26 protein-coding genes are annotated in these 18,636 nt (G+C 61.6%); 17 read left to right on the top strand and 9 right to left on the bottom strand.

Annotated features, from left to right (window positions below):
• Positions 1–58 precede the first annotated feature (58 nt).
• On the bottom strand, positions 59–970 hold the full coding sequence (locus tag DIE08_RS14215; RefSeq protein WP_124902252.1) for an SOS response-associated peptidase family protein: 912 nt from the start codon (positions 968–970) through the stop codon (positions 59–61).
• Positions 971–1,097: 127 nt separating this feature from the next.
• Positions 1,098–1,424: an H-NS family nucleoid-associated regulatory protein gene (locus tag DIE08_RS14220; protein ID WP_124902289.1), complete on the bottom strand. Its 327-nt coding sequence runs from the start codon at positions 1,422–1,424 to the stop codon at positions 1,098–1,100.
• Between the two features lie 164 nt (positions 1,425–1,588).
• On the opposite strand from DIE08_RS14220, the gene DIE08_RS14225 reads away from it, so the two are divergent.
• The 16 genes from DIE08_RS14225 to DIE08_RS14305 all read left to right on the top strand — a co-directional run bounded on the left by DIE08_RS14225 (position 1,589) and on the right by DIE08_RS14305 (position 8,534).
• The gene (locus DIE08_RS14225; protein WP_124902253.1) at positions 1,589–2,269 is read left to right on the top strand and encodes a site-specific integrase; all 681 of its coding nucleotides are present in this window, start codon (positions 1,589–1,591) and stop codon (positions 2,267–2,269) included.
• On the top strand, positions 2,269–2,583 hold the full coding sequence (locus tag DIE08_RS14230; protein WP_124902254.1) for a hypothetical protein: 315 nt from the start codon (positions 2,269–2,271) through the stop codon (positions 2,581–2,583). Before DIE08_RS14225 ends, DIE08_RS14230 begins: the two co-directional genes overlap by 1 nt.
• A gap of 306 nt (positions 2,584–2,889) precedes the next feature.
• Entirely contained in the window at positions 2,890–3,105 is a 216-nt protein-coding gene (locus DIE08_RS35660) for a hypothetical protein (protein ID WP_185715862.1), read from the top strand.
• A gap of 32 nt (positions 3,106–3,137) precedes the next feature.
• Positions 3,138–3,359: a hypothetical protein gene (locus DIE08_RS14240; RefSeq protein ID WP_124902255.1), complete on the top strand. Its 222-nt coding sequence runs from the start codon at positions 3,138–3,140 to the stop codon at positions 3,357–3,359.
• 24 nt (positions 3,360–3,383) lie between these two features.
• Complete coding sequence (locus DIE08_RS14245) at positions 3,384–3,821, top strand: hypothetical protein (RefSeq protein WP_124902256.1); 438 nt, start codon at positions 3,384–3,386, stop codon at positions 3,819–3,821.
• 20 nt (positions 3,822–3,841) lie between these two features.
• A complete protein-coding gene (locus DIE08_RS14250; protein ID WP_124902257.1) occupies positions 3,842–4,102 on the top strand; it encodes a hypothetical protein in 261 nt (86 codons plus the stop codon).
• A gap of 20 nt (positions 4,103–4,122) precedes the next feature.
• Positions 4,123–4,299, top strand: a complete 177-nt coding sequence (locus DIE08_RS35665) for a hypothetical protein (protein WP_185715863.1) — start codon at positions 4,123–4,125, stop codon at positions 4,297–4,299.
• A 16-nt stretch (positions 4,300–4,315) separates the two neighbouring features.
• Entirely contained in the window at positions 4,316–4,501 is a 186-nt protein-coding gene (locus DIE08_RS14255) for a hypothetical protein (protein WP_060024221.1), read from the top strand.
• Between the two features lie 273 nt (positions 4,502–4,774).
• On the top strand, positions 4,775–5,134 hold the full coding sequence (locus DIE08_RS14265) for a hypothetical protein (protein WP_124902259.1): 360 nt from the start codon (positions 4,775–4,777) through the stop codon (positions 5,132–5,134).
• Between the two features lie 39 nt (positions 5,135–5,173).
• The gene (locus tag DIE08_RS14270; RefSeq protein ID WP_124902260.1) at positions 5,174–5,488 is read left to right on the top strand and encodes an H-NS histone family protein; all 315 of its coding nucleotides are present in this window, start codon (positions 5,174–5,176) and stop codon (positions 5,486–5,488) included.
• Positions 5,489–5,541: 53 nt separating this feature from the next.
• A complete protein-coding gene (locus tag DIE08_RS14275; RefSeq protein ID WP_124902261.1) occupies positions 5,542–6,195 on the top strand; it encodes a hypothetical protein in 654 nt (217 codons plus the stop codon).
• Between the two features lie 383 nt (positions 6,196–6,578).
• A complete protein-coding gene (locus DIE08_RS14285; protein WP_124902263.1) occupies positions 6,579–6,944 on the top strand; it encodes a hypothetical protein in 366 nt (121 codons plus the stop codon).
• A 56-nt stretch (positions 6,945–7,000) separates the two neighbouring features.
• A complete protein-coding gene (locus DIE08_RS35920) occupies positions 7,001–7,378 on the top strand; it encodes a hypothetical protein (RefSeq protein WP_221622506.1) in 378 nt (125 codons plus the stop codon).
• A 20-nt stretch (positions 7,379–7,398) separates the two neighbouring features.
• Positions 7,399–7,911, top strand: coding sequence for a hypothetical protein (locus DIE08_RS14295; protein ID WP_124902264.1), 513 nt, complete (start codon positions 7,399–7,401; stop codon positions 7,909–7,911).
• A gap of 9 nt (positions 7,912–7,920) precedes the next feature.
• Positions 7,921–8,262, top strand: a complete 342-nt coding sequence (locus DIE08_RS14300; protein WP_124902265.1) for a hypothetical protein — start codon at positions 7,921–7,923, stop codon at positions 8,260–8,262.
• A 26-nt stretch (positions 8,263–8,288) separates the two neighbouring features.
• Positions 8,289–8,534: a hypothetical protein gene (locus DIE08_RS14305; RefSeq protein WP_124902266.1), complete on the top strand. Its 246-nt coding sequence runs from the start codon at positions 8,289–8,291 to the stop codon at positions 8,532–8,534.
• A 434-nt stretch (positions 8,535–8,968) separates the two neighbouring features.
• Here the strand turns inward: DIE08_RS14305 and DIE08_RS14310 are convergent, their stop codons facing one another.
• The 7 genes from DIE08_RS14310 to DIE08_RS14340 are packed head-to-tail and all read right to left on the bottom strand — an operon-like array spanning position 8,969 to position 15,466.
• Positions 8,969–9,196 (bottom strand): hypothetical protein, encoded by a 228-nt coding sequence (locus tag DIE08_RS14310; RefSeq protein ID WP_124902267.1) that lies wholly within the window; start codon positions 9,194–9,196, stop codon positions 8,969–8,971.
• Between the two features lie 30 nt (positions 9,197–9,226).
• The gene (locus DIE08_RS14315) at positions 9,227–10,345 is read right to left on the bottom strand and encodes an ImpA family type VI secretion system protein (protein WP_124902268.1); all 1,119 of its coding nucleotides are present in this window, start codon (positions 10,343–10,345) and stop codon (positions 9,227–9,229) included.
• A gap of 2 nt (positions 10,346–10,347) precedes the next feature.
• Positions 10,348–11,415 carry a type VI secretion system baseplate subunit TssG gene (gene tssG, locus DIE08_RS14320; protein ID WP_124902269.1) on the bottom strand — a complete coding sequence of 356 codons (1,068 nt, stop codon included), beginning with the start codon at positions 11,413–11,415 and terminating at the stop codon, positions 10,348–10,350.
• Positions 11,415–13,304 carry a type VI secretion system baseplate subunit TssF gene (gene tssF / locus DIE08_RS14325; protein WP_124902270.1) on the bottom strand — a complete coding sequence of 630 codons (1,890 nt, stop codon included), beginning with the start codon at positions 13,302–13,304 and terminating at the stop codon, positions 11,415–11,417. The genes tssG and tssF overlap by 1 nt, the downstream gene beginning before the upstream one ends.
• Positions 13,305–13,342: 38 nt before the next feature.
• Entirely contained in the window at positions 13,343–13,903 is a 561-nt protein-coding gene (gene tssE / locus DIE08_RS14330) for a type VI secretion system baseplate subunit TssE (RefSeq protein WP_124902271.1), read from the bottom strand.
• Positions 13,896–14,747, bottom strand: coding sequence for a type VI secretion system accessory protein TagJ (locus DIE08_RS14335; RefSeq protein WP_124902272.1), 852 nt, complete (start codon positions 14,745–14,747; stop codon positions 13,896–13,898). Before DIE08_RS14335 ends, tssE begins: the two co-directional genes overlap by 8 nt.
• Positions 14,744–15,466 carry a TagK domain-containing protein gene (locus DIE08_RS14340; RefSeq protein ID WP_124902291.1) on the bottom strand — a complete coding sequence of 241 codons (723 nt, stop codon included), beginning with the start codon at positions 15,464–15,466 and terminating at the stop codon, positions 14,744–14,746. The genes DIE08_RS14335 and DIE08_RS14340 overlap by 4 nt, the downstream gene beginning before the upstream one ends.
• 487 nt (positions 15,467–15,953) lie before the next feature.
• Between DIE08_RS14340 and tssH the strand changes: the two genes are divergently transcribed.
• On the top strand, positions 15,954–18,635 hold the full coding sequence (gene tssH / locus DIE08_RS14345; RefSeq protein WP_124902273.1) for a type VI secretion system ATPase TssH: 2,682 nt from the start codon (positions 15,954–15,956) through the stop codon (positions 18,633–18,635).
• Position 18,636 lies beyond the last annotated feature (1 nt).

Genomic DNA, 18,636 nt, shown 5'->3' on the forward strand with positions numbered 1-18,636 from the left:
AAATACTGTATATTTGTACAGTATATGACAGAGATAACCGCCCCTCCAACCCCCGCGTTTACGCTGCGAGCTGGTGCTCGTAGTACGGCCGCTCACGGTCGGCCAGGATCTCACGTAGTTGAGCGCGCCGGCTTGGATCGGGCGTCAGCCAGGCGTCAACGTTCGAGGATTTAATGGGGACGATACACCTGTCGTGTCCGGCAGCCGCCACTTCAGGCGGTGGGTCGTCGGTGATCGCCGCAAACGACCAGAGGTCGTCCGCGCCCGGGATCTCGGTGCGCGTCCACAGGCAGGCGACCTGCATGTGTTGCGGGGGCGTCGGGTCGAAGCGCAGCACGACGTTCTGGCCGTCGCGCTTCACGTTTTCAAAAAACGCGTCGACCAGTACTAGGCCATGCGTGAAGCCGAAGACTTTGCGCCAGGCCGTGGAAAGTGAATCTACGCGGCTGTTATAACAACCGGGCTTCGCCCTCTCATCTGCCTCGGTCCACCCCGGTATGCGGCATCGATATCGCATCGGTACGATCAGCCGCTTGCCTTCGAGCTCGATCAGCACGGGCGCATACCAGCCGGGATAAATCCGCGAGTCGCGCTCCTGCAGGTCCGTCCGACGAAGATCGTCGAGCCCGCGCATCGCTGCTTCGATCTTGTCCGTGGCGATCCGGACGTCCTCGCTGGCCTTCTTCGTGACCATCGCGGCGAGCTTCTTCTCGGCCGCGGCGAGCCGCGCGCGCTGCTCGAACAGATCGGTCTCCAGCTTCCGTGTTCGCCGGCTTCGATACGCGGCGATCGCCGCCGAGATTTCGTCATCGACACCGGCGAACGCGGCCTCGACCGCTTTCGGGATCTTGATGTCGGCCCCGGATGCGCGCGCGAAGAAGATGCGCCTGAACGTCTCGATGTCCATGTCGGCGCCATAGCGCCGCACGTACTCCCGGTAGTTGGCTTGGATCTTTGCGGAATAGCACATTGCCGTGTCCCCTAAGCAACCGTTCAGGGACAGGGTACCGCAAGTTTTGAGCATGGGCCTGCCACTGTCGCGACGTTCGGCCGACCGCCGAACATTCTCCGGGCAAGATCGTCGCGAGGACGAGCCATCAGGCGTCCTCTCCGGGCCACCACGGTTTCGCCGCACGCTCGACCAGATAGTCGTCGAGATTTTTGCCTTCCAGCCATTTCGGTCTCGGCCCGAATCCGGACCATTGCTTGCCCGAAGAGGCGTCGTAGTACTTCGCTTGCGCCCGCGGCTTGCGCGATTTCCGAAAGCCTGCGGCTCGCAGCAGTTCATCTTCGGTAATGCCGTAGAGCGCCACGCGCTCCTGGACATCTGCCAAGTACGCCTGCTTCTCTTCCTTCTTCACGTCGGCGAGTCGCATATTCAATTCGCGGAGTTGAGCCTGTAGGTCTGGTAGTTCGGTCGTCACGATTGTTGTCGAGTAATTGCAATAGGACGGAATGGTAATGGAAGGCCAGCGCCGCGCCGAATTTTCCGAGGTTGCCTTGTAGGACGGCGTGGTAGGCTCGAAAAAGAGCATGCACGGTTTTCTCTCTGAATGATCCCGATTTCCGTCCTGTTCAGAGAGCCATCATGCCCAACGTCATAAAACGAGCTGCCGTTCTGTCGCCCGGCCAGATTCGTCATCTGCTGCGCGTCACTGAAGCGACCAGCAGGCATCCGGCGCGCGACGCCGTGATTCTTCTGCTTGGACTGAGCGTCGGCATGCGGATCACTGAGGTCGCGCAAATCACGGTGGCCGACGTCATGTTCCGCAGTGGTGCGCTCCGCACGGAAGTCTCTCTTCGAGCGGCAATTACCAAGGGCTGTCGCCAGCGCGCCGTCTATTTTTCTGCCCGCAATCTGGTCGACGCGATTGAGCGGTACCTGGAGTACCGAGTCGCGCACGAACTGGGGACCACTCTAGACAGCCCTCGCTTTCGCGGACTGATTCCTGACCTTCCGCTGATTCTCAGCCGCAAGGGCTATCCGTATGCGCTGAATCGAAAAATACGGATCTCGGCTGACGGCGAGCCGATGGACTACTGGGCGGCGGACTCTCTTCAAGCGTACGTGACGAGCCTCTACAAAGCAGCGGGGCTCAGGGCTTCCAGCCACAGTGGACGGCGTACGTTCGCGACGCGGTTGCTGGGCCGCGGTGCGACGATCGAGCAAGTCCAACTGTTGCTGGGTCATGAATCGATCGACGACACCCGGCGTTACATCGACGTCGACAGCGCAGTTCTGTCCCGGATTTTCGAGGCGGCAATTTGATGACGCGTCTGGTATATAGTACTGCCATGGTACTAGAAAAACTTTCTAAAGGTCTCTTCGAACGCTGGCTGGAGATTGAGGCGGCCGCTGGCAAGCCGCTCAAGCAAACGCTCGACGAGATTAATGCCGCATGCGGCACGGCATACCGTCATAACTGGCCTGCCAAGATGGCAGAAGCCGGGTATTCGCTCGAGCGCATCCCTGTGGCCGTGCGCCGCCATATGATGCGGACCGTGTTGCCGGCGGAGCTGAGCGCGCGAGGCGTCACTGTCTCGCCGCAGATCGTTGAGCAGCTGATAAAAGCTTTGACATAGTACCGCTACGGTACTATTATCTGACTAAGGTCGGCGTTCGTATGCCGATAATGAATCGGGGGTTAGGCGATGCCGCGCTGCATGGTTGGTCACGGAGTCTATGACGTAGGTCTGTATCGGACTCAAAAGCGGGGTCGCGTCTGCGCAGAGCGGACGCAGTGGCCGGTCATCAAGACGCCGGGTACACGTATCGAATGGTCCACGCTGAGAGAATGGATGGACGCGTGGCGGCGGATCAACGGCCGCTCGGCTAGTTCGAAACGGCACCAGCAACGCGCAGCACACGTCGCCGAGCTCGCTTCGAACATGAGCGTGGTCAATCGCGAGACGGATGTGGAGACGCTTGCAGCAGCCAAGAGGCTCATCGAGCGCGAGAACCTTCTTCCGCCGCGCGGCATGCGCGAAGGGCATCCTGCGACGGAGATCTTGCAGCGTGTCGGTACCGTGCTTGGCGAGCGTCGTCGTGCTGCTGCTGAGCGCGATGCCAACGTCGACGTGAACTGCTGGAAAGCTGCAGCATAAAGACGAGGAAAAAGGAAATTCCTGCGACGCAGATGATGCAGATTGACGAAACCAAGTTCACGCGAAAAAGAGTGATGGTCACGACACGACTGCCGAAGTTTGCCGTGGCCGACCCGACGACACCATGGGTGATGTTGGAAGCGGAAGATGGTAGCGGGCTGACGGTCGCGCTGATGGGGCCGGACAGCCCCGAGTCGCGCGCCGACGCTGCGCGCATGATGAAGTTGTGGAATGACGCGCTCGACGCGCACTAACGGACTCGGAAAACAGAAAATCCCATGTCAGCATCCGTAACCAGAAGCTTCAAATTCCAGTCCCGCAGTCCGCTAACCGGCACCTGGCGTACCTACCGCGTGAGCGTGACGTCGTCGCCGACCGGGTACGCCGCGCGGGTGACCGAGCTCGTGGCAGGAGGCGGCGAAGTGCCGGTGATGCTTCCGGACGGTCCTCGCTACGGGCTGTCGCCGTCGAACTTCCATGCGCTGCGCCGGCACTATCGCGGCGAGCTCGTGGGCGAGATCCGGGCCGAGCTGCGCCGGGACGCGGTACAGGCCATCAACCGTTTGCCGCACGCAGCCGGCCTCGACGCGTGTGACTGCTACATCCGCGCCGAGCAAGAGGCGGAAACTTGGCCACAGGGCTATCCGGGTGCCCAGCACGATGATCTTTCCGACATGACGGCCTGGGAACCGGCCGCCGTCGTGTCGCAGCGATGACGGTAGCAAGGAAAACGCCCATGAAGACAATTCGGTGGATGCTCGCTACCTATCTACCGATGCCTGCGGCACTCGAAACGGCGCTTGCGGATGGCACGGTGCGTACCGTCCACAATGAACATGGGGAGACGGCATATTTCATCGCGCCGAGCGTCGCGGATAAGGAAACGATCCGCCGCGCCATTGCTCAACGGAAGTTGTGGGAGCTGGTCGCGGTGTGCGGGGTCGGCCTCGCGATCGGCACGGCTGCGGCGGGCGTGGCCCATTACTTTTCAATGTGATCGGGCAACGGAAAAATACCATGTCCAACCTGACTGTTGCCGACGCACTTCGGCTCGCGATCAATGCACTCCGGGACGTCGCCGAATCGCGAAAGTTGCCTTGTGGTGTCGAGCTGGACGCAGCGACCGCTGAGCTACACGCGGACGCGGCTGACATACTGGATGAATCGCTCGAGCAGCTGCGCGGGCACGAATAGGAAAACGGAGGACGCGATGGTGTTCGACACGATGAAGCGCGAATTGCGCGAGCTGTTCGACCATGTTCGGCGAACGACCGAATGGGAGACGTCGGTCGCATGCGGGAAGGTGAATCTCGCGGAAGTTTCGGCTGACGCTCGCTCCGCGCACCACGCACGCTTGGAGCGGATTGTTGAGCTGCGCGCGAAGTACGACTTGTAACGGAAAACCACACTATGGGCTACTTGAACCCTCTCTTGAAGCTCCCGGCTGGTCAAGCGCTCCTTGCGCTGCCGGTCGAGCAGCGTGCGCCTCTCGAAGCCGTGTTACGCGAACTGCGCGACCAGGCGAACGTGGAGGCCGAGAACGCTTGGCGCCGGCGAAAGGGACCGATGGCCGCGTATTGGCGTGCAGTTGCGACCTACGCGCGCCACACTGCTCACGCGCTCAGCACCGCATGCCAGAAGCGAACGGCTGACGTCTAGGAACACGGACATGAATGGCAAGCACGGGTTTAAGAAGCCGACGATCAAGGACAACGGGCGGGCGTATGTACGGCTGTTCCAGTGCTTCGAGACACCGGAGAGCTGGCTTGATTTCTTGAATCGATACACCATTCAGCATCAGCCGTTCGGTGTGCGTCGGAACGGAGACTGCGCCGTGTGTGTGATTGACCCCGCAACGGGTGATTTAGCTGACCTCGGTTTGGATATTCCCAATCAGATCACGTACCACACCTTTGCGGCAGAGCGCAGCTTCTGGAACGAGAGATATGCGAGCGGCACGCACCGAAGGCATCGGACCATAGAGGTCGGTTACGACCGCCCATCGAAAGATGAAGTCGTACCTAGATAGGAAAACGCCGGCCATGCCGGCGCAAGGAAAAGAGAGAACATGAACTCCAAACCGACAGGCTACCTAGCTCTAATTGCGCAACGAGAGGCACTGGATGCGCAAATCAACGCCGCTCGCGAAGCCGAACGTTCAGCGGCGATCGGACAGATCAAGGCCCTGATGAAGGAGTTCGATCTCAGCGTTCAGGATCTGCAAGAGAAAGGGCAAAAGCGCGATTCGAGGCGCGTGCCGACCGTTCCGAAGTACCGCGACCCTGCTACAGGTAAAACCTGGTCTGGCAGGGGGCGACAGCCAGCATGGCTCGGTAACGATCCTGCAGCGCTCCTAATTCAGCCCGACCTGCTCGCCATCTGAGTAGGGTAGCCGCTCTTCGACCATTGATAGGAAAGGAACTGTACAAAGATCTCATGAAACGCGGGAAACCAAAACTTACCCGTCAGGACGCCGAGCGTCTTTTTACGGGATTACCAAGCGGGAACTCGAGCATGTCGGGCCGGCCGGTGAATCCATTCGAAGCCAGCGCGTCCGATACGGCCCAGCGCGCCGATGACGAAACCCGGCTCTGGAAAGACAATCTGATCACGCTACCGAGCGCGATCGCTTTGCCTGCCGGCTACGCGTCGCTGTCCCACTTGTGCGACGCGATAGCGCGCATTTTGCGGGTGAGATGGGTGAGGGAAGCTGACCACGAGGTTGTTGCCGAGTTTCCTGAAGGATGGAAAGCCGTTCGCCCAGCCACGGGCCCCATTGAACTGCGAGATCCGTCGAACGTGGTGCGAGCAGTGTATGGCTGGGCGGAGGATGCCGAACTGCGGCTGTTGCCACGCTATCTGGTCGAGACACAGTCGAACAGTTCGAGCGGGATGGGCAGCTTGCTGGTACGCGATCGTGCCACTGGGCGGATTCTCGAACGTTCCTCGATCTGGTCGTCACTGACAGGCAGCAACCATCCGGATTGGGCTCGGCTTTCAGGGTGGCTCAGCTTGCGCTATCCGCAACATCTGGATCCGTTACGGTACTGGGACGATTGTGAGGCTAATCCCGACCTGGTCGGCACCTAGGAAACCAACCGGAGAAAACGATGCAGCACAAAGGCGATTTGACTGTTGACGGCGACCACGAAACGACTGGACAAGTCACTGGCACTACCTATGTTCGGCCCGGCGGCCGACTGATAGCGAATGGCCAACTCACGGGCGGCTTGATCATTGAACCGGGCGGAATCGCTGTCGTGCACGGGCAAGTCGCACGGAACGTCATCAATCACGGGACGCTGACCCTCTATGGGCAAGTAGTAGGAAAGGTCATTGGCCACTCTCCGGTAAATGACGTCCGCCCTGACCAGATTGTCGGAAACGACCTAGAGGTGCCTTTTCGAGGGACGACAGTTTCATGGACCAGCAGCCAATAAGCCACGGAAAACAGTAAAAGGAGCGATGCTCATATGGCGAAGACCGCTTATCCGAGCACGGATAAACAGCCGATGCAAACCCTTGATTTTCGGCTCGCAAACGGCGCGATTGTGCGCACTGTCCTCAAGCCGCAGCCTGACGCGAGTCGTACGCAGGTTGCCAACGTGGACCTTGACTATACAAATGCCGGGAGCGCATGGCTCATGCCCGTCGCGAGACAAGCGCAGCCGCTCACCGTCTTCCAGGCCGGCGTGCTCGCGTATCAAATCGCACAACATGAAGCTCAACAGGCCGGTGGCATCAGCATCGACGAAGCCAAACTTGAAGGGGAAGAGTTTCTTGAGGTTGCGGACGTCGAGCAGATCACTGGCAACTCAATGCCCGTGACGAAATTCTGATAGGAAAACAGCGAGCCAGGCGGCGCTCACGAACAACTCAAACATGGAGAATACAATTGACGAAATATCGATGCGAAAGCGTGACCGATCCGGTATCCGGCAAGGTCTTTATCGAAGTGTTTTACCCAACGGACGCGGAGCAGGTGTTTCGCACCAGTCCGGCACACTTTGCGACGCACGAGGACGCTGAGAAACAGTTCAAGGAATTCGCCGGCGAGGTATTGCCTGACTTTGCCCAACTGCCTGCCGACCCGAGCAACAATGGATGGGTCCTTGGCTTTGCCGTTGTCAGCAACTCACCGTGGCATTTCGGTGGCATCTACACGTCGCAAGACGAAGCAGAGCGCATTGCGGGCCATTTGGGTGGCTCTTATGAAGTTCGGTACGGCTCTCACCAGATCGATTCCGACAACTTCGTCGCCGTCAACCGTTAGGCAACGGAAATCGGAAAAGTATGGATTGGATCCCAGCCCTCTTAAAGCATCTGGCGATCGCGCGGTCGGCCGTAGTGGCAGCCTTTCTGACTGCTACAACCCTGCTGCTCCTACCTCGCGTCGCACCGACCTATTTGCCTCAATTGCCGGTTAGCTGGGCGCCTCTTTTGGCGGCGGCATGCTTGTTCAGTGGATGTCTGCTCGTGATTTGGGGCAGCGAGGCCGCTATATCAATAGCAAAACGATATTTGGCGGCAGCAAGGGCATCACGCGCCCTCAAGGCTGATCTCGACCGGCATGAACTTGCAGTGGTCCAATTTCTTGGTTGCAATCCGGCAGAGCCGATGGATCTCGACAGGATTGACTACGCGGCAGCGCCGACAACCCGACTCGAACTGATGGTGGTGGTGAAGGAACTTTCAGACAAAGGTCTAGTAGAGCTAAATCCCTTTGCTCCAAACCTCGTGACACTAACCGACGTTGGGAGAAAACGTGCGCTGGAGATTCAACGTAGCCAACGCGGCAACATGTAGGAAAACAACTTGACGCACGAGCGTCCCGTACGGCCGGTCGCCGAAAACAAACAGAGCAAAACCACCATGATGATCGAAATCCCTATCAAACAAGTGACGACGAAGACGGTTGGCGGCCTCGATGCGACGATTGACGCAATGTCTCCGACGTCGACCGACTGCCTCGTCGGCACGCTGAAGACAGCTAACGGCGTCAAGCAAGTCTCGTGGGATAAGAACGGGATCTGCCGCGACCACACTCCCGACAGCAATCTCGATATGGGGGTCAACGAGCACATTTACGCTGCGTCCGTCGCAGGCGCGTTGAATGAACAGTTCGAAGCACAAATGAAAAAGCGGGATCAGAGCTAGTCACCCGCCGGCGACACGGAAAACTCATGCGCACGATAGGACTTTCGATTCTCATCGTCACGGCGCTATTGTGCGTGACGTTTTGCTGGAAGCGCGCGGGCGGACTGATACTGCTTACGATGACTTTTCTCAGCCTCGCTATGTATTGGTCTTTCTCAGTCATGCTGAGCGACGGAGCGAAGTCGTGGCTGTCGGCCGGACTGCTGCTATGGATCGCCGGCTTCGCTTGCTTTGTTCGCGTGAGGCTCATCGGCCACGCCGCGCTGTCCTAAACCACGGAAAACGGAAGAGAGCTTATGAAGGCGTGGATTCTGACACCCGGTGTTGAGAAAAAATAAAGTTGCACAGTACCTTGCTTGATTTCAAAGGGATTTTCCCGGCCCGCCCGCTTCATCTGCTCTAGGTTGTATAGTGATCTCTGTGATTTATAAGGGAAAAGCCGCGAAAAAAAGAGGGTGAATTCGCGAATTTTCCTGACGTGGCTTCAGTTCAACGCAGCCGTTACGCGGGCTGCTCGAACCCGTTCCGGCCTTGTTGCGCTTGCATTGGTACCGGCAACGGCGACTTTGCATCGCTTGCGATGAACGGTTTCAGCTGGTTCCACGCAGCGGTGTAGCGGTGTGCCGGAATCGATGTCAACTGCTGATCGTGCAACGCCGGTACCGATTCAATGTATCCGGCTTGGTGCGACCAGGAGATCGCTACGTCAGCGGTGGGCCGGAACCGGCCGGTCGTGAATCAATATCTCATCCAGGCATACCCACGTGAGCAACGCCGAGACGGCAATCGCGGCAGTGAGCGCGAGCAGTCGCGAACGCGTTCGCGACTGACGCGGTTCGTTCTCACTTGGCTTCGGCGGGCGTTCCCGAATTACTTGCTTCAGGTCGCCGATGCCCGTCGAAAACTGGAACGTGGAACGCCTGTCGTTTTCCATCCTGTCGTATCCGTTCGATGTTTGCCGCGATCACGGGCCTTCGGCCTCGTCCCATTGCGCCAGAAGGTCGGCGGGGATGGCCTTGACAGCTTCCGCGTAGCGTTTTCCGACAAACTGTTCGGCGCGCTTGAGCAAGACCGGGACGGGGCTGCTGGGTTCATTTGTCTCGAACCAGTCTCGTGCTGCACTGATCAATGCCAGAGCCGCCTGGCGGTCGCTGGGCGCGCCGTCAGCGCGCGACGCGACGGATGGCGGTTGGGCTGTGTCGAGGCCCTCGCCGTTGAGTTGCGCCGGCAGGGATTCCGCCGCATGCGCTTCTTCCGACGTGTTCCCATCGGGATCGGCGGCGCCGAATGCCGATGTGTCATCCGGTGCGGATTCAATGTGCGATTCGCCTTGCTGCAGCAACTGAAGGAGGCGCATCAATGACGAGAAGTCGGGCAGGTACGATTCAAGATGGGCGGCGCACCACATGTTGATCGCGGCGAGGTTCGAAATTGCCTCGTCGAAGGCCGACATGGCCGCCGGCTGTTGCAGACGTAGATCCTGCAACTGCTGCTCGACCGAGTCGGGTGCGATGGCGTCGGCCGGGCGCGGATGCGCGAACGCGCGCTCAACGTCCCGTACCTGCAGTCGCGTGGCGGTCGACTTCATCAGCACGATCTCGCGCACGTCGGTCAGCAGCCCGTCCGGGTCCGCGAGACCCTGCAACGCGTTCATTCGCATGTCGAGCGCGGCCTCGCGATCGTCGTCAACGCCCGCCTGTGGATGGATGGCGTCCGGAAACGTCTGCAGCCATCTGGCGAGCAGTCCCGTCCCTTCCGCGAGACCCACCGCACCGCCCAAGCGCGCGCGGCAACGCGTGTAGAGCACGGCCACACGCATGTCCTTCGTGCGGAGCATCAGGCGCCGGCAGTCCCGTTCGATTTCGCTCCAGTTGAGCGGTTCGGGTCCGCCGACGAACGCGCCGTACTGCACGTCCTGCCTGGGCGCAGCGCCCGCGAATAGGACGACGAAATCATGGTCGTATTCGAGATCCGGGCCGCAGGGCGCGCCGTCGCTCACGGGCGTGAGCCAGTCGAAGTGCGGCGCTGTCGTGACGGGGGCCTGGCCGGGTTTGCTGTGCACGGCGGAGTGTTTCTTGCTCATGGTCAATTTTCGGAATCAGGTGCGCGGCGATTGAAATGGCGCACGTAACGCTCGGGCTCGAAGCGCATGCCGGTAATGGGTTTATGCGGGTCCGGGCGTCCCAGCCATCCGGACCAGCCGATGCGTTGCCGGCCCCCCATCACTGCCGGTGGCGCACTCTCGGGCTTGATGCGCAGCTCGAGCTCCCATTCGAGCTCGTAGCCGACGAACGCCCGCACCCATTCGACGAGCCGCGGCAGATCCTCGCCCTGGGGCGTAAAGCGTAGATAGGCGTCGAGATCGACCGGCCCGATGACGATGCGAAACCGATGCTGACGATCAGGGGCGACCCGGCCGAGCATCGCACCTTGCCCCATGGTTGCTGCCGCTCCTGGGCGTCCCATGCGGCCGCGGTCGACGGGATCGATTTCGATCCAGTGAAACACGTTTTCCTCGATCGTGACCGGTACGCCAAAGTAGCGTTCGAGCGTCGAGCGCAAGCCGTCCGGATTGCGCGACTCGCGCACAAGGTGCGGCGACGCGGCCAGACGCGCGTGGGACGGAAGGGGGCGCTGGCTACACTCGGCCACGTCCTGTCCGGTGAGGCTTGCGATGTAAAACGAGAACCGCTCGTCGCTAGGTCGGTCAAGGCCGGCAGTCGACTGGGCAGAGGCCCATGCGCGATAGAACAGCGTGAAAAAGCGGTGATGGAAGATGTCGAAAAAATCGACCGTCGTCATGTCCCGCCGGCTGTCCTCGCGATCCTTCGCGATCTCGGTGACGTGGATGGGTAGCGGACCATTGGGGCCGAGCATGCCGAGGCCGAACAGGCGCACCTTTAGCCGTCCCGCGGCTTCTTGTGCGCTCGCGACTTCACGCGGCGCAAACGCAAGGCTCGGCTGCTGACCGAGCCGGAACGGCTCGGAGCGCGGCCGGCGTGCGGTGCCGATCGGGTCGATCGCCGGGTTCGCGCCGATGCGTCGCAATAGAGACAGGAACCCGAAGCGCCACGGTTCGGCCTGCAGCCGTTCGAGCAGCTCGGGCGACAGCGTGCTGTCGCGCAGCAGCGCGGGTAGCGTGGCGCGCTTCATCACAGCACTCCGCGCGTGCCGGTGCGCACGGGCCAGCGTGCAATACGACCGCGCTGCATTGAATGCAATTCGGTTTGCGTAAAGCTGTTGATCGAGACGTGCCGTGCGAGCCAGTGCTCCAGAATGACCCCAAAGAGATAGGGGCTCACACCGGAGAAGCCGGTTTCGTCGACGGTCAACGCGCATTCGATGCCGCGCCCGAACGTCATCGGGCCAGCCCCCGGCAGCTTGCGCGTCACGGGGCGCGTTTTCACGCCGACGAGGCTTTCCACTTGCCGGCCTTGTCCGGAATCGCCATCGGCAAGGTACAGGCGAAGCAGGTCACGCAGACCCTGTCCACCTGCTCGATGATCGAGATCGTCGAGCGGCAGGTAGTTGAAATTGAGCTGGCGGATCAAGCGCCAGGCCATCTCGCGCTCGGCATACGGCGGCAGCGGCGGACTCGGTGCGCGGATTAGGCCAATGCTCTCGACCGGGGCGGACTCGGCGGTCTCCAGGTCGTGCACCCCATCGCGCGGCACGAGCGTGGCGAGATCGCGGTTCGTCAGGAGCGCGTCGACCGACAGAAAGCGGATGTTCTCGTTATAGGGCGCCTCGTTCTGGTCGACCAGCGAGAGAAACACTTCTGTGCCGACGTAGGGCGTGCGCGTACCGTAGCGGCGTGCCGAATCGGACACGAGCCGCCGTTCGCGGCGCGTCGAAAAGTAGCGACCGTGGTTGCCTTCATCGTTGTTCAGCGTCTGGTACAGAGGGCGGAACTCAAGCTCGGCAGACGTCGCGGCCACACGACCGTATACGGTTTCCACCGAGAACACCTCGTAATCGAGGGGCGCAAGCCGCGCCGGGACCAGATGAAACTCGGTTTCGCGCGGCGAGATCTCGATCCGGTCGGTGTGTTTGCTGAAGAGATTGATGACAGGCGTGCAGAACAGCGCGAAGCGCGAGGCGTCGACGAGGTTCGCGAGCTCGGCCGGCGCGCGGTCGAGCAGCACGACGATTTCGACCTCGCGACCGTCCACCCTCGAAAGGCCCTCTGCCAGACCAGTCAATGCGAAGAACCAGAACCGCGCTGGGCACGCGAAATACTCATGCAACAGGTTGTGCCCGTGAAATTTCGTCCACGTTAGCGGCAAGAGATTCTGATCGGTGCGCAGGCCTTCGTGCTCCACCGCGTTGTCGGTGACTGCCACGGGCAAGCGGCCCGGTGTGGCGAACTCACCGGGCACGCCAATCACGGAGGCGATTGCACCGACATGCAGCAGCTCGAACAGGTGGGAGGCGACCTGCTCGTCGCCGGCCAGATAGACGGGGAGACGGTCGAGCCCCTTCAGGTCACAGATCCGGACGTCACCGGTCGTCGCGAGCCGCAGCCGCAAGGCGCCGCGCACCTGGGTATCGGGTGGGATGTATCGCGCGAGTCCCGGAATGTCTGGCGGAATGCCGGTTAGGCGCGCTTCGGTGATTGTGAGTGGCCACAGCGTCACGTCCTGTCCGCTCGTAAACTGGCACGCGGTTCGTTCGCCGTCGGGAATGCGTGCGGTGAACGCGGTGCCGCGCGCAATGCGATATCCATTGGCGAGGTTGCCTTCGGCCCGGCCAGGGTACAGTCGTGCGACGGCAATCGACGGTGTGGGTGCGACGTAGTTCGGGTAGATGACCTCGAGCAGCCGCTCGGTGAAGCGCGGAAACTCCGCGTCGAGCTTGATCTGCATGCGAGCAGCCATGAAGCTGAACGATTCGATCAGGCGCTCGACGTAGGGATCGGCCACTTCACCCGCCTGCATGCCGAGGCGCCGCGCGATCTTCGGGTGCGCATGCGCGAATTCAGCCGCCAGTTCGCGCATGTAGATGAGTTCTTGGTTGTAGTAGTCGAGCAGTCGCGGGTCCATCGGAGTGGTCTCGTTGTTGTCGTTGTGCCGCGCCGGGATTAGCTGGTGCGCATGCCGGTGATTCGAATCTCGCTGGTTTCGAGATCCAGCGAGCTCTGGACCATGAATTCGAGCGGGTACGGATCCATGTGAATCAGGCCGCGAACTTCGAATGCGAGGACATTGTGATGCTCGCCGGCGGCGTCATTGCCGAGGCGAGGGGCCACCACAAGCGAATCGGGAATCAACCGCGGCTCGAAATCCGTGATGGCCTGCCGGATCATGCGCTCGACGTCGTTCCACTGGCGCGACGCGATAAAGGCTCCCGCGAGCGGCGGCACGCCAAAATTCACAGTCGATGCTGCAGCATGTGGATGGCGCGTGCGATCGATCTGGTCCTCGATGCTCGTTGTGTTGAGGAGATAGGCGAGGTCGCGCTGCACGATGTCCCGCATCTGTTTGCGCGTGACCGTATATTCCTCCGGCGCTTCGACTTGCCGATGTGGCGCGTCGTCGCGCAGCCGGTCGAGCAGGGTTGGCATCAGGTGCGAATTGACCCGCCGAGGCGTACGGACCGCCAGCGCATCTGGCCCAGGCGGACGTTTCCTGTGTTCAGTCACCGACACGCTCCCCGATGCTGACGCCGTCGGCGATTCGCGCGCCGAACTCGGTGCTCGCCAATTCGAACAGGCTGAAGTCGCCCTGATCCGTTGCCCAGGTCTTTTGCCCGAGTGCGGTGACGCCGGTTCGCCCATTTTCTAGCCAGACCGTGCTACGTCCAAGGCGCATGGCGTCGTCGCCAGTTTCCGAACTCGGGTACCGGGCCGGCATGAAGCCGTGGACGATTGCGCCGTCGACGAGCGTGAGCGTACACGGTGCCCAAACCAGATCGACGAGCTTCGTCGGCGGCGACACGCTCCATGCCGCCAGATCGGCAAACGGAACCCATCGGTAGTGCCCAGCCGTGATGACCTCGCAGACGGGGCCGAAACTGGAATCGCTATCGACGATCCAGGCTGCCTTTCCCTGGGGGATCCGGACCGCGACGCTCGGCGCGGCGTCGAGTGCTGCCTCACGCGCGTCGTCTGCCTGCTCGATCTGTCCGTCGGCAGCAGAGCGGAGGGCGTTCAGCAAACCGTCAACCCACGCTGGCGGCTCGAGCACAAAGCCCGGGCGCTCGCGTCCCTCGACCACCTGCTTTCGCCAGCGCTCGGCGCGGATCAAGTCGCGGTACACCTGCGCGGTCGGCGCCTGGCTCGGCTCAAGCTTCGCCCACGTCTGCAACTGCTGAACCGCGCGCGTCCATTCACCTGTGACGCACATCAACTGGAACAGCGCCCAACGATGGGACGCCGTGGTCGGCTGAGCACGTAGGCGTGCCGAGACGCGCTCGATTTGCTCGCTGAGGGGCGCCTCACCCAAGCGATGGGTGTGGGGCGTGTCGGAGGCGGTGAGCCGGGTCATCCTTCGTCCTTGCGTGAGGGGGCGGATAGCGGACTGTCCACGGTCAGGGCATGGTGTTCGCGCCGAGTGAGCGCAGGTGGTAGCACCGGCCCGCGTCGTGCGGCCGCCGCTTGAAATTCGGGTGGGGCAAAGAGCCGCAAGATCTCCGGGATCGGTTCATCGTCGAGCGCGGTCTCGGTGTGTCCGTCCAATCGCTCGAACACGTCCTCGAGCGTGCGATCGCCGAACAGCAGCGCTTCGATCGATTCTGCGCGTTCAAGGTCTCCGTACGCACGCAGGGCATCGGCGGAGTCCGGGCGGGTGGCATGCACAGCTGGTTCATCCACCATTGGCGCCCACTCAGCCGCAACCGTCGCATGGGGATCGGTCAGCGCACGCCAATATTGCGCGTGCAATGTGCCCACCAGGGCGTCTGGGCTGTCAGCGGCGGCAGCGGTCGTGCGGGACGACGCGTGCATATGCGCCGCGGCGCCGTCCACGCTCCCGATGCCGAGCTGATCAAGGACGTCGTTGGTGACGTGCAGATGCTCGCCCGTCTCGTCATTTGGAAGGTCGGACTCGACCACATCAGAAGTGCGCCACGCGTACCCTTTGCCAAGCACGGGCTCGGTGTGCGAGAGGTCCGGTTGACGGCGCCAAGGTAGGCGAAGGGGGCGCATCTTGAGTATTCGATGAGAGGAAGTTCGCATTTTAAACACGAGTCCGCGCTTGCCGTCCATCACGACGTCGTTCGTTCGGCTATTGAGATTTGTTCAGAATGTTTTTGAGATTCGGTATTAAATGTCAAAGATGTTTAAGTGTTAAGTTGGGATTCGTTGTAAATCAATGATCTAGAGAAGTGTGACATACGATTTAACCTTTTGAATTTTATTTTCCCGTGAAATAACAATAGCTTAGATTATCTTGAAATTCACGGGATGGCTGTCGAGAGAGGTCCGAGTGAGGGCTGGATTGCCACCGGCTAAGCGGGGAGGTGCGCGCGTTGATCTCGATTCGTTCTTGATGGTATTGACATCGAGAATGCGTTGACGCCGCTTCGATTTCGTGATGATAATTCGACACCGATCCGAATTGGCCGTTTGACTCGTATCGGGGAGAGTACGATTTGTCGAGTGTTTTCGGTTCCATCAGGTAATGTGGCTGTGTAGTAGTCCTGATAGGTCTGACGGGGTGCTCGGGGCATCGTAGCCAACAACAAAGACCATCATGACGATTTCACGCCAAACGCTATTCGGTAAGCTCGGGGTCCAGCTTTACCGCGGCATCGAATCCGCAACGAGTTTCTGCAAACTGCGCGGAAACCCGTTCGTTGAGCTCGTCCACTGGCTGCATCAGGTGCTGCAGCAGCCGGACGGCGACCTTCAACGGATCGTGCGCCACGCGGGCATTGATCGGGATGCGCTCGAGCGCGATTTCGCGCGGGCGCTGGCCGCATTGCCGGCCGGCGCAAGCTCGATCAGCGATTTTTCGTGGCACATCGAATCGGCAATCGAACGCGCCTGGGTGCTCGCGACCCTCGAATACGATGACCGCAGTGTGCGCGGCGCATGGTTGATCGCGGCACTCGTGTCCACGCCCGACCTGCGACGCGTTCTGCTTTCCATCTCTCCCGCGTTCGGCAAGATCCCGGTCGACGGACTCGGTGATGTGCTGCCTGCCTGGATTGCCGGCTCCCCGGAAGCGGCCGGCGGCCCCTACGACCACAGCGAGTTGTCGCCCGCCACGCCGGGCGAGGCGTCTGGTGCGATGCCGGGCGCGCAAAAGAGCGGCTCCCTTGAGCAGTACTGCACGGATTTGACTGCGCGCGCCCGAGCCGGCGAGATCGATCCGGTCATCGGTCGCGAGCTCGAGATCCGCACGATGATCGACGTGCTGCTGCGCCGGCGGCAGAACAATCCGCTGCTGACCGGTGAAGCCGGCGTCGGCAAGACGGCGGTGGTGGAAGGCCTCGCTCGCGCGATCGCGTCGGGTAACGTGCCACCGAACCTCGGTGACGTGCGCCTGTTGAGCCTCGACGTTGGTGCGCTGCTCGCCGGCGCCAGCATGAAGGGTGAATTCGAGGCCCGCCTGAAGGGGCTGCTCGAAGCGGCCGCCAAGTCGCCCGTACCCGTGATCCTGTTCATCGACGAGATCCATACGCTGATTGGCGCCGGCGGCCAGGCCGGCACGGGCGACGCCGCCAACCTCCTGAAGCCGGCCCTCGCGCGCGGCAAGATTCGCACGATCGGCGCGACCACGTGGACGGAGTACAAGCGGCATATCGAGAAAGACCCCGCATTGACCCGGCGCTTTCAGGTGCTGCAGATTGCGGAGCCGTCCGAGGCCGCTGCCATCGATATGGTCCGCGGGCTCGTGCAAACGTTTTCGACGCATCACGGTGTCGTGGTGCGCGATGAGGCGATCCGCGGCGCGGTGACGCTGTCGCATCGCTACATTCCCGCGCGCCAGTTGCCGGACAAGGCGATCAGCCTGCTCGATACCGCCTGCGCGCGGGTGGCGCTGTCGCAACATGCGACCCCGCGCGAGCTCGACGATGTGCGTCAGCGTCTCGCTGCCGCGCGTACCGAAGAGGCACTGCTTGTGCAGGAGGCCCGTATCGGTCTGGATGCGGACAAAGCATTGGCCAGCGTGCGCGCCCGCATCGATACGATGGCGACGGATGAGGCGGCGGTCGAGACCCGTTGGCGTGAGCAGGCTGCAGCTGCACAAGCGTTGCTTTTCGCGCGTGAGGACGCTGCCGCAGAGGCGGAAAATTTGGCGATGCCACTTGAGCGGCTGCGTGAGCTCGAGCGTGCACTGACTACCCTGCAGGGCGATGCACCGCTGGTGTTTCCCGAGGTCGACGAGGCGATCGTGGCCGAGATCGTGTCGGATTGGACCGGCATTCCCGTCGGTCGCATGGTTACCGACGAGGTCGAGGCCGTGCGCCGATTGCCCGAAACCTTGGAAGCCCGTGTGATCGGCCAGTCCGACGCCCTGCGCGTGATCGGCGAGCGCGTGCAGACCGCACGGGCCGGCCTGACCGATCCGAAGAAGCCGCTCGGCGTGTTCCTGCTCGCGGGACCGTCGGGGGTCGGCAAAACCGAAACGGCGCTCGCGCTTGCGGAGGCGCTGTACGGTGGTGAGCAAAACCTGATCACGATCAACATGAGCGAGTATCAGGAAGCCCACACCGTGTCGGGCCTGAAGGGCGCTCCGCCGGGCTACGTCGGTTACGGCGAGGGCGGGGTGCTGACCGAGGCTGTACGCCGGCGTCCGTACTCGGTTGTCCTGCTCGACGAGGTTGAGAAGGCCCATCGCGACGTACACGAAATGTTCTTCCAGGTGTTCGACAAGGGCTACATGGAAGACGGCGACGGCCGCCACATCGATTTCCGCAACACCACCATCCTGCTGACCAGCAATGTGGGCTCCGACCTGAGCGCGAGCCTGTGCGCCGATCCGGCGCTGGCGCCTGACATGGAGGGCTTGCGGGACGCGCTCACGCCCGAACTGCTCAAGGCCTTTCCGGCGGCCTTTCTCGGTCGGGTGGCGGTGGTGCCGTACCGGCCGCTGGCCGACGACGGGCTTGCCCGCATCGTCCGCTTGCATCTGGGCCGCGTCGTGAAGCGCATGGCCGACAGCCACGATATCGCGCTTACCTTCGATGACGCGGTGGTCGACTACATCGTCGGCCGTTGCCTCGTACAGGAGACCGGCGCGCGCGTGCTCATCGGCTTTATCGAGCAACACATCCTGCCGCGCCTGTCCGCCGTCTGGCTCGACGCGTTCACGTCGAAGTCTGCGATTACGCGCATTGCAATCGGTGTTGCCGATCCCGCTGCTGCGCCGCCGCAGGCGCTGACGTTCGATGCATTGCCTATCCATTTGGACCCGTCGCTCAGCTGAG

The sequence above is a fragment of the Burkholderia sp. Bp9004 genome, assembly GCF_003858025.1.
Classification (GTDB): Bacteria; Pseudomonadota; Gammaproteobacteria; order Burkholderiales; family Burkholderiaceae; genus Burkholderia; species Burkholderia diffusa.

What these genes read in the sequence shown, in the direction of transcription:
- DIE08_RS14275 (WP_124902261.1), top strand. Translation starts at nt 5,542, where the DNA reads ATGAAACGCGGGAAACCAAAACTTACCCGTCAGGACGCCGAGCGTCTT.
- DIE08_RS14305 (WP_124902266.1), top strand. Translation starts at nt 8,289, where the DNA reads ATGCGCACGATAGGACTTTCGATTCTCATCGTCACGGCGCTATTGTGC.
- DIE08_RS14255 (WP_060024221.1), top strand. Translation starts at nt 4,316, where the DNA reads ATGGTGTTCGACACGATGAAGCGCGAATTGCGCGAGCTGTTCGACCAT.
- tssG (WP_124902269.1), bottom strand. Translation starts at nt 11,415, where the DNA reads ATGAAGCGCGCCACGCTACCCGCGCTGCTGCGCGACAGCACGCTGTCG.
- DIE08_RS14285 (WP_124902263.1), top strand. Translation starts at nt 6,579, where the DNA reads ATGGCGAAGACCGCTTATCCGAGCACGGATAAACAGCCGATGCAAACC.
- DIE08_RS14230 (WP_124902254.1), top strand. Translation starts at nt 2,269, where the DNA reads ATGACGCGTCTGGTATATAGTACTGCCATGGTACTAGAAAAACTTTCT.
- DIE08_RS14265 (WP_124902259.1), top strand. Translation starts at nt 4,775, where the DNA reads ATGAATGGCAAGCACGGGTTTAAGAAGCCGACGATCAAGGACAACGGG.
- tssH (WP_124902273.1), top strand. Translation starts at nt 15,954, where the DNA reads ATGACGATTTCACGCCAAACGCTATTCGGTAAGCTCGGGGTCCAGCTT.
- DIE08_RS14335 (WP_124902272.1), bottom strand. Translation starts at nt 14,747, where the DNA reads ATGACCCGGCTCACCGCCTCCGACACGCCCCACACCCATCGCTTGGGT.
- DIE08_RS35660 (WP_185715862.1), top strand. Translation starts at nt 2,890, where the DNA reads ATGAGCGTGGTCAATCGCGAGACGGATGTGGAGACGCTTGCAGCAGCC.
- DIE08_RS14240 (WP_124902255.1), top strand. Translation starts at nt 3,138, where the DNA reads ATGATGCAGATTGACGAAACCAAGTTCACGCGAAAAAGAGTGATGGTC.
- tssF (WP_124902270.1), bottom strand. Translation starts at nt 13,304, where the DNA reads ATGGACCCGCGACTGCTCGACTACTACAACCAAGAACTCATCTACATG.
- DIE08_RS14245 (WP_124902256.1), top strand. Translation starts at nt 3,384, where the DNA reads ATGTCAGCATCCGTAACCAGAAGCTTCAAATTCCAGTCCCGCAGTCCG.
- DIE08_RS35665 (WP_185715863.1), top strand. Translation starts at nt 4,123, where the DNA reads ATGTCCAACCTGACTGTTGCCGACGCACTTCGGCTCGCGATCAATGCA.
- DIE08_RS14295 (WP_124902264.1), top strand. Translation starts at nt 7,399, where the DNA reads ATGGATTGGATCCCAGCCCTCTTAAAGCATCTGGCGATCGCGCGGTCG.
- DIE08_RS14310 (WP_124902267.1), bottom strand. Translation starts at nt 9,196, where the DNA reads ATGGAAAACGACAGGCGTTCCACGTTCCAGTTTTCGACGGGCATCGGC.
- DIE08_RS14225 (WP_124902253.1), top strand. Translation starts at nt 1,589, where the DNA reads ATGCCCAACGTCATAAAACGAGCTGCCGTTCTGTCGCCCGGCCAGATT.
- DIE08_RS14270 (WP_124902260.1), top strand. Translation starts at nt 5,174, where the DNA reads ATGAACTCCAAACCGACAGGCTACCTAGCTCTAATTGCGCAACGAGAG.
- DIE08_RS14315 (WP_124902268.1), bottom strand. Translation starts at nt 10,345, where the DNA reads ATGAGCAAGAAACACTCCGCCGTGCACAGCAAACCCGGCCAGGCCCCC.
- DIE08_RS14250 (WP_124902257.1), top strand. Translation starts at nt 3,842, where the DNA reads ATGAAGACAATTCGGTGGATGCTCGCTACCTATCTACCGATGCCTGCG.
- DIE08_RS14215 (WP_124902252.1), bottom strand. Translation starts at nt 970, where the DNA reads ATGTGCTATTCCGCAAAGATCCAAGCCAACTACCGGGAGTACGTGCGG.
- DIE08_RS14340 (WP_124902291.1), bottom strand. Translation starts at nt 15,466, where the DNA reads ATGGACGGCAAGCGCGGACTCGTGTTTAAAATGCGAACTTCCTCTCAT.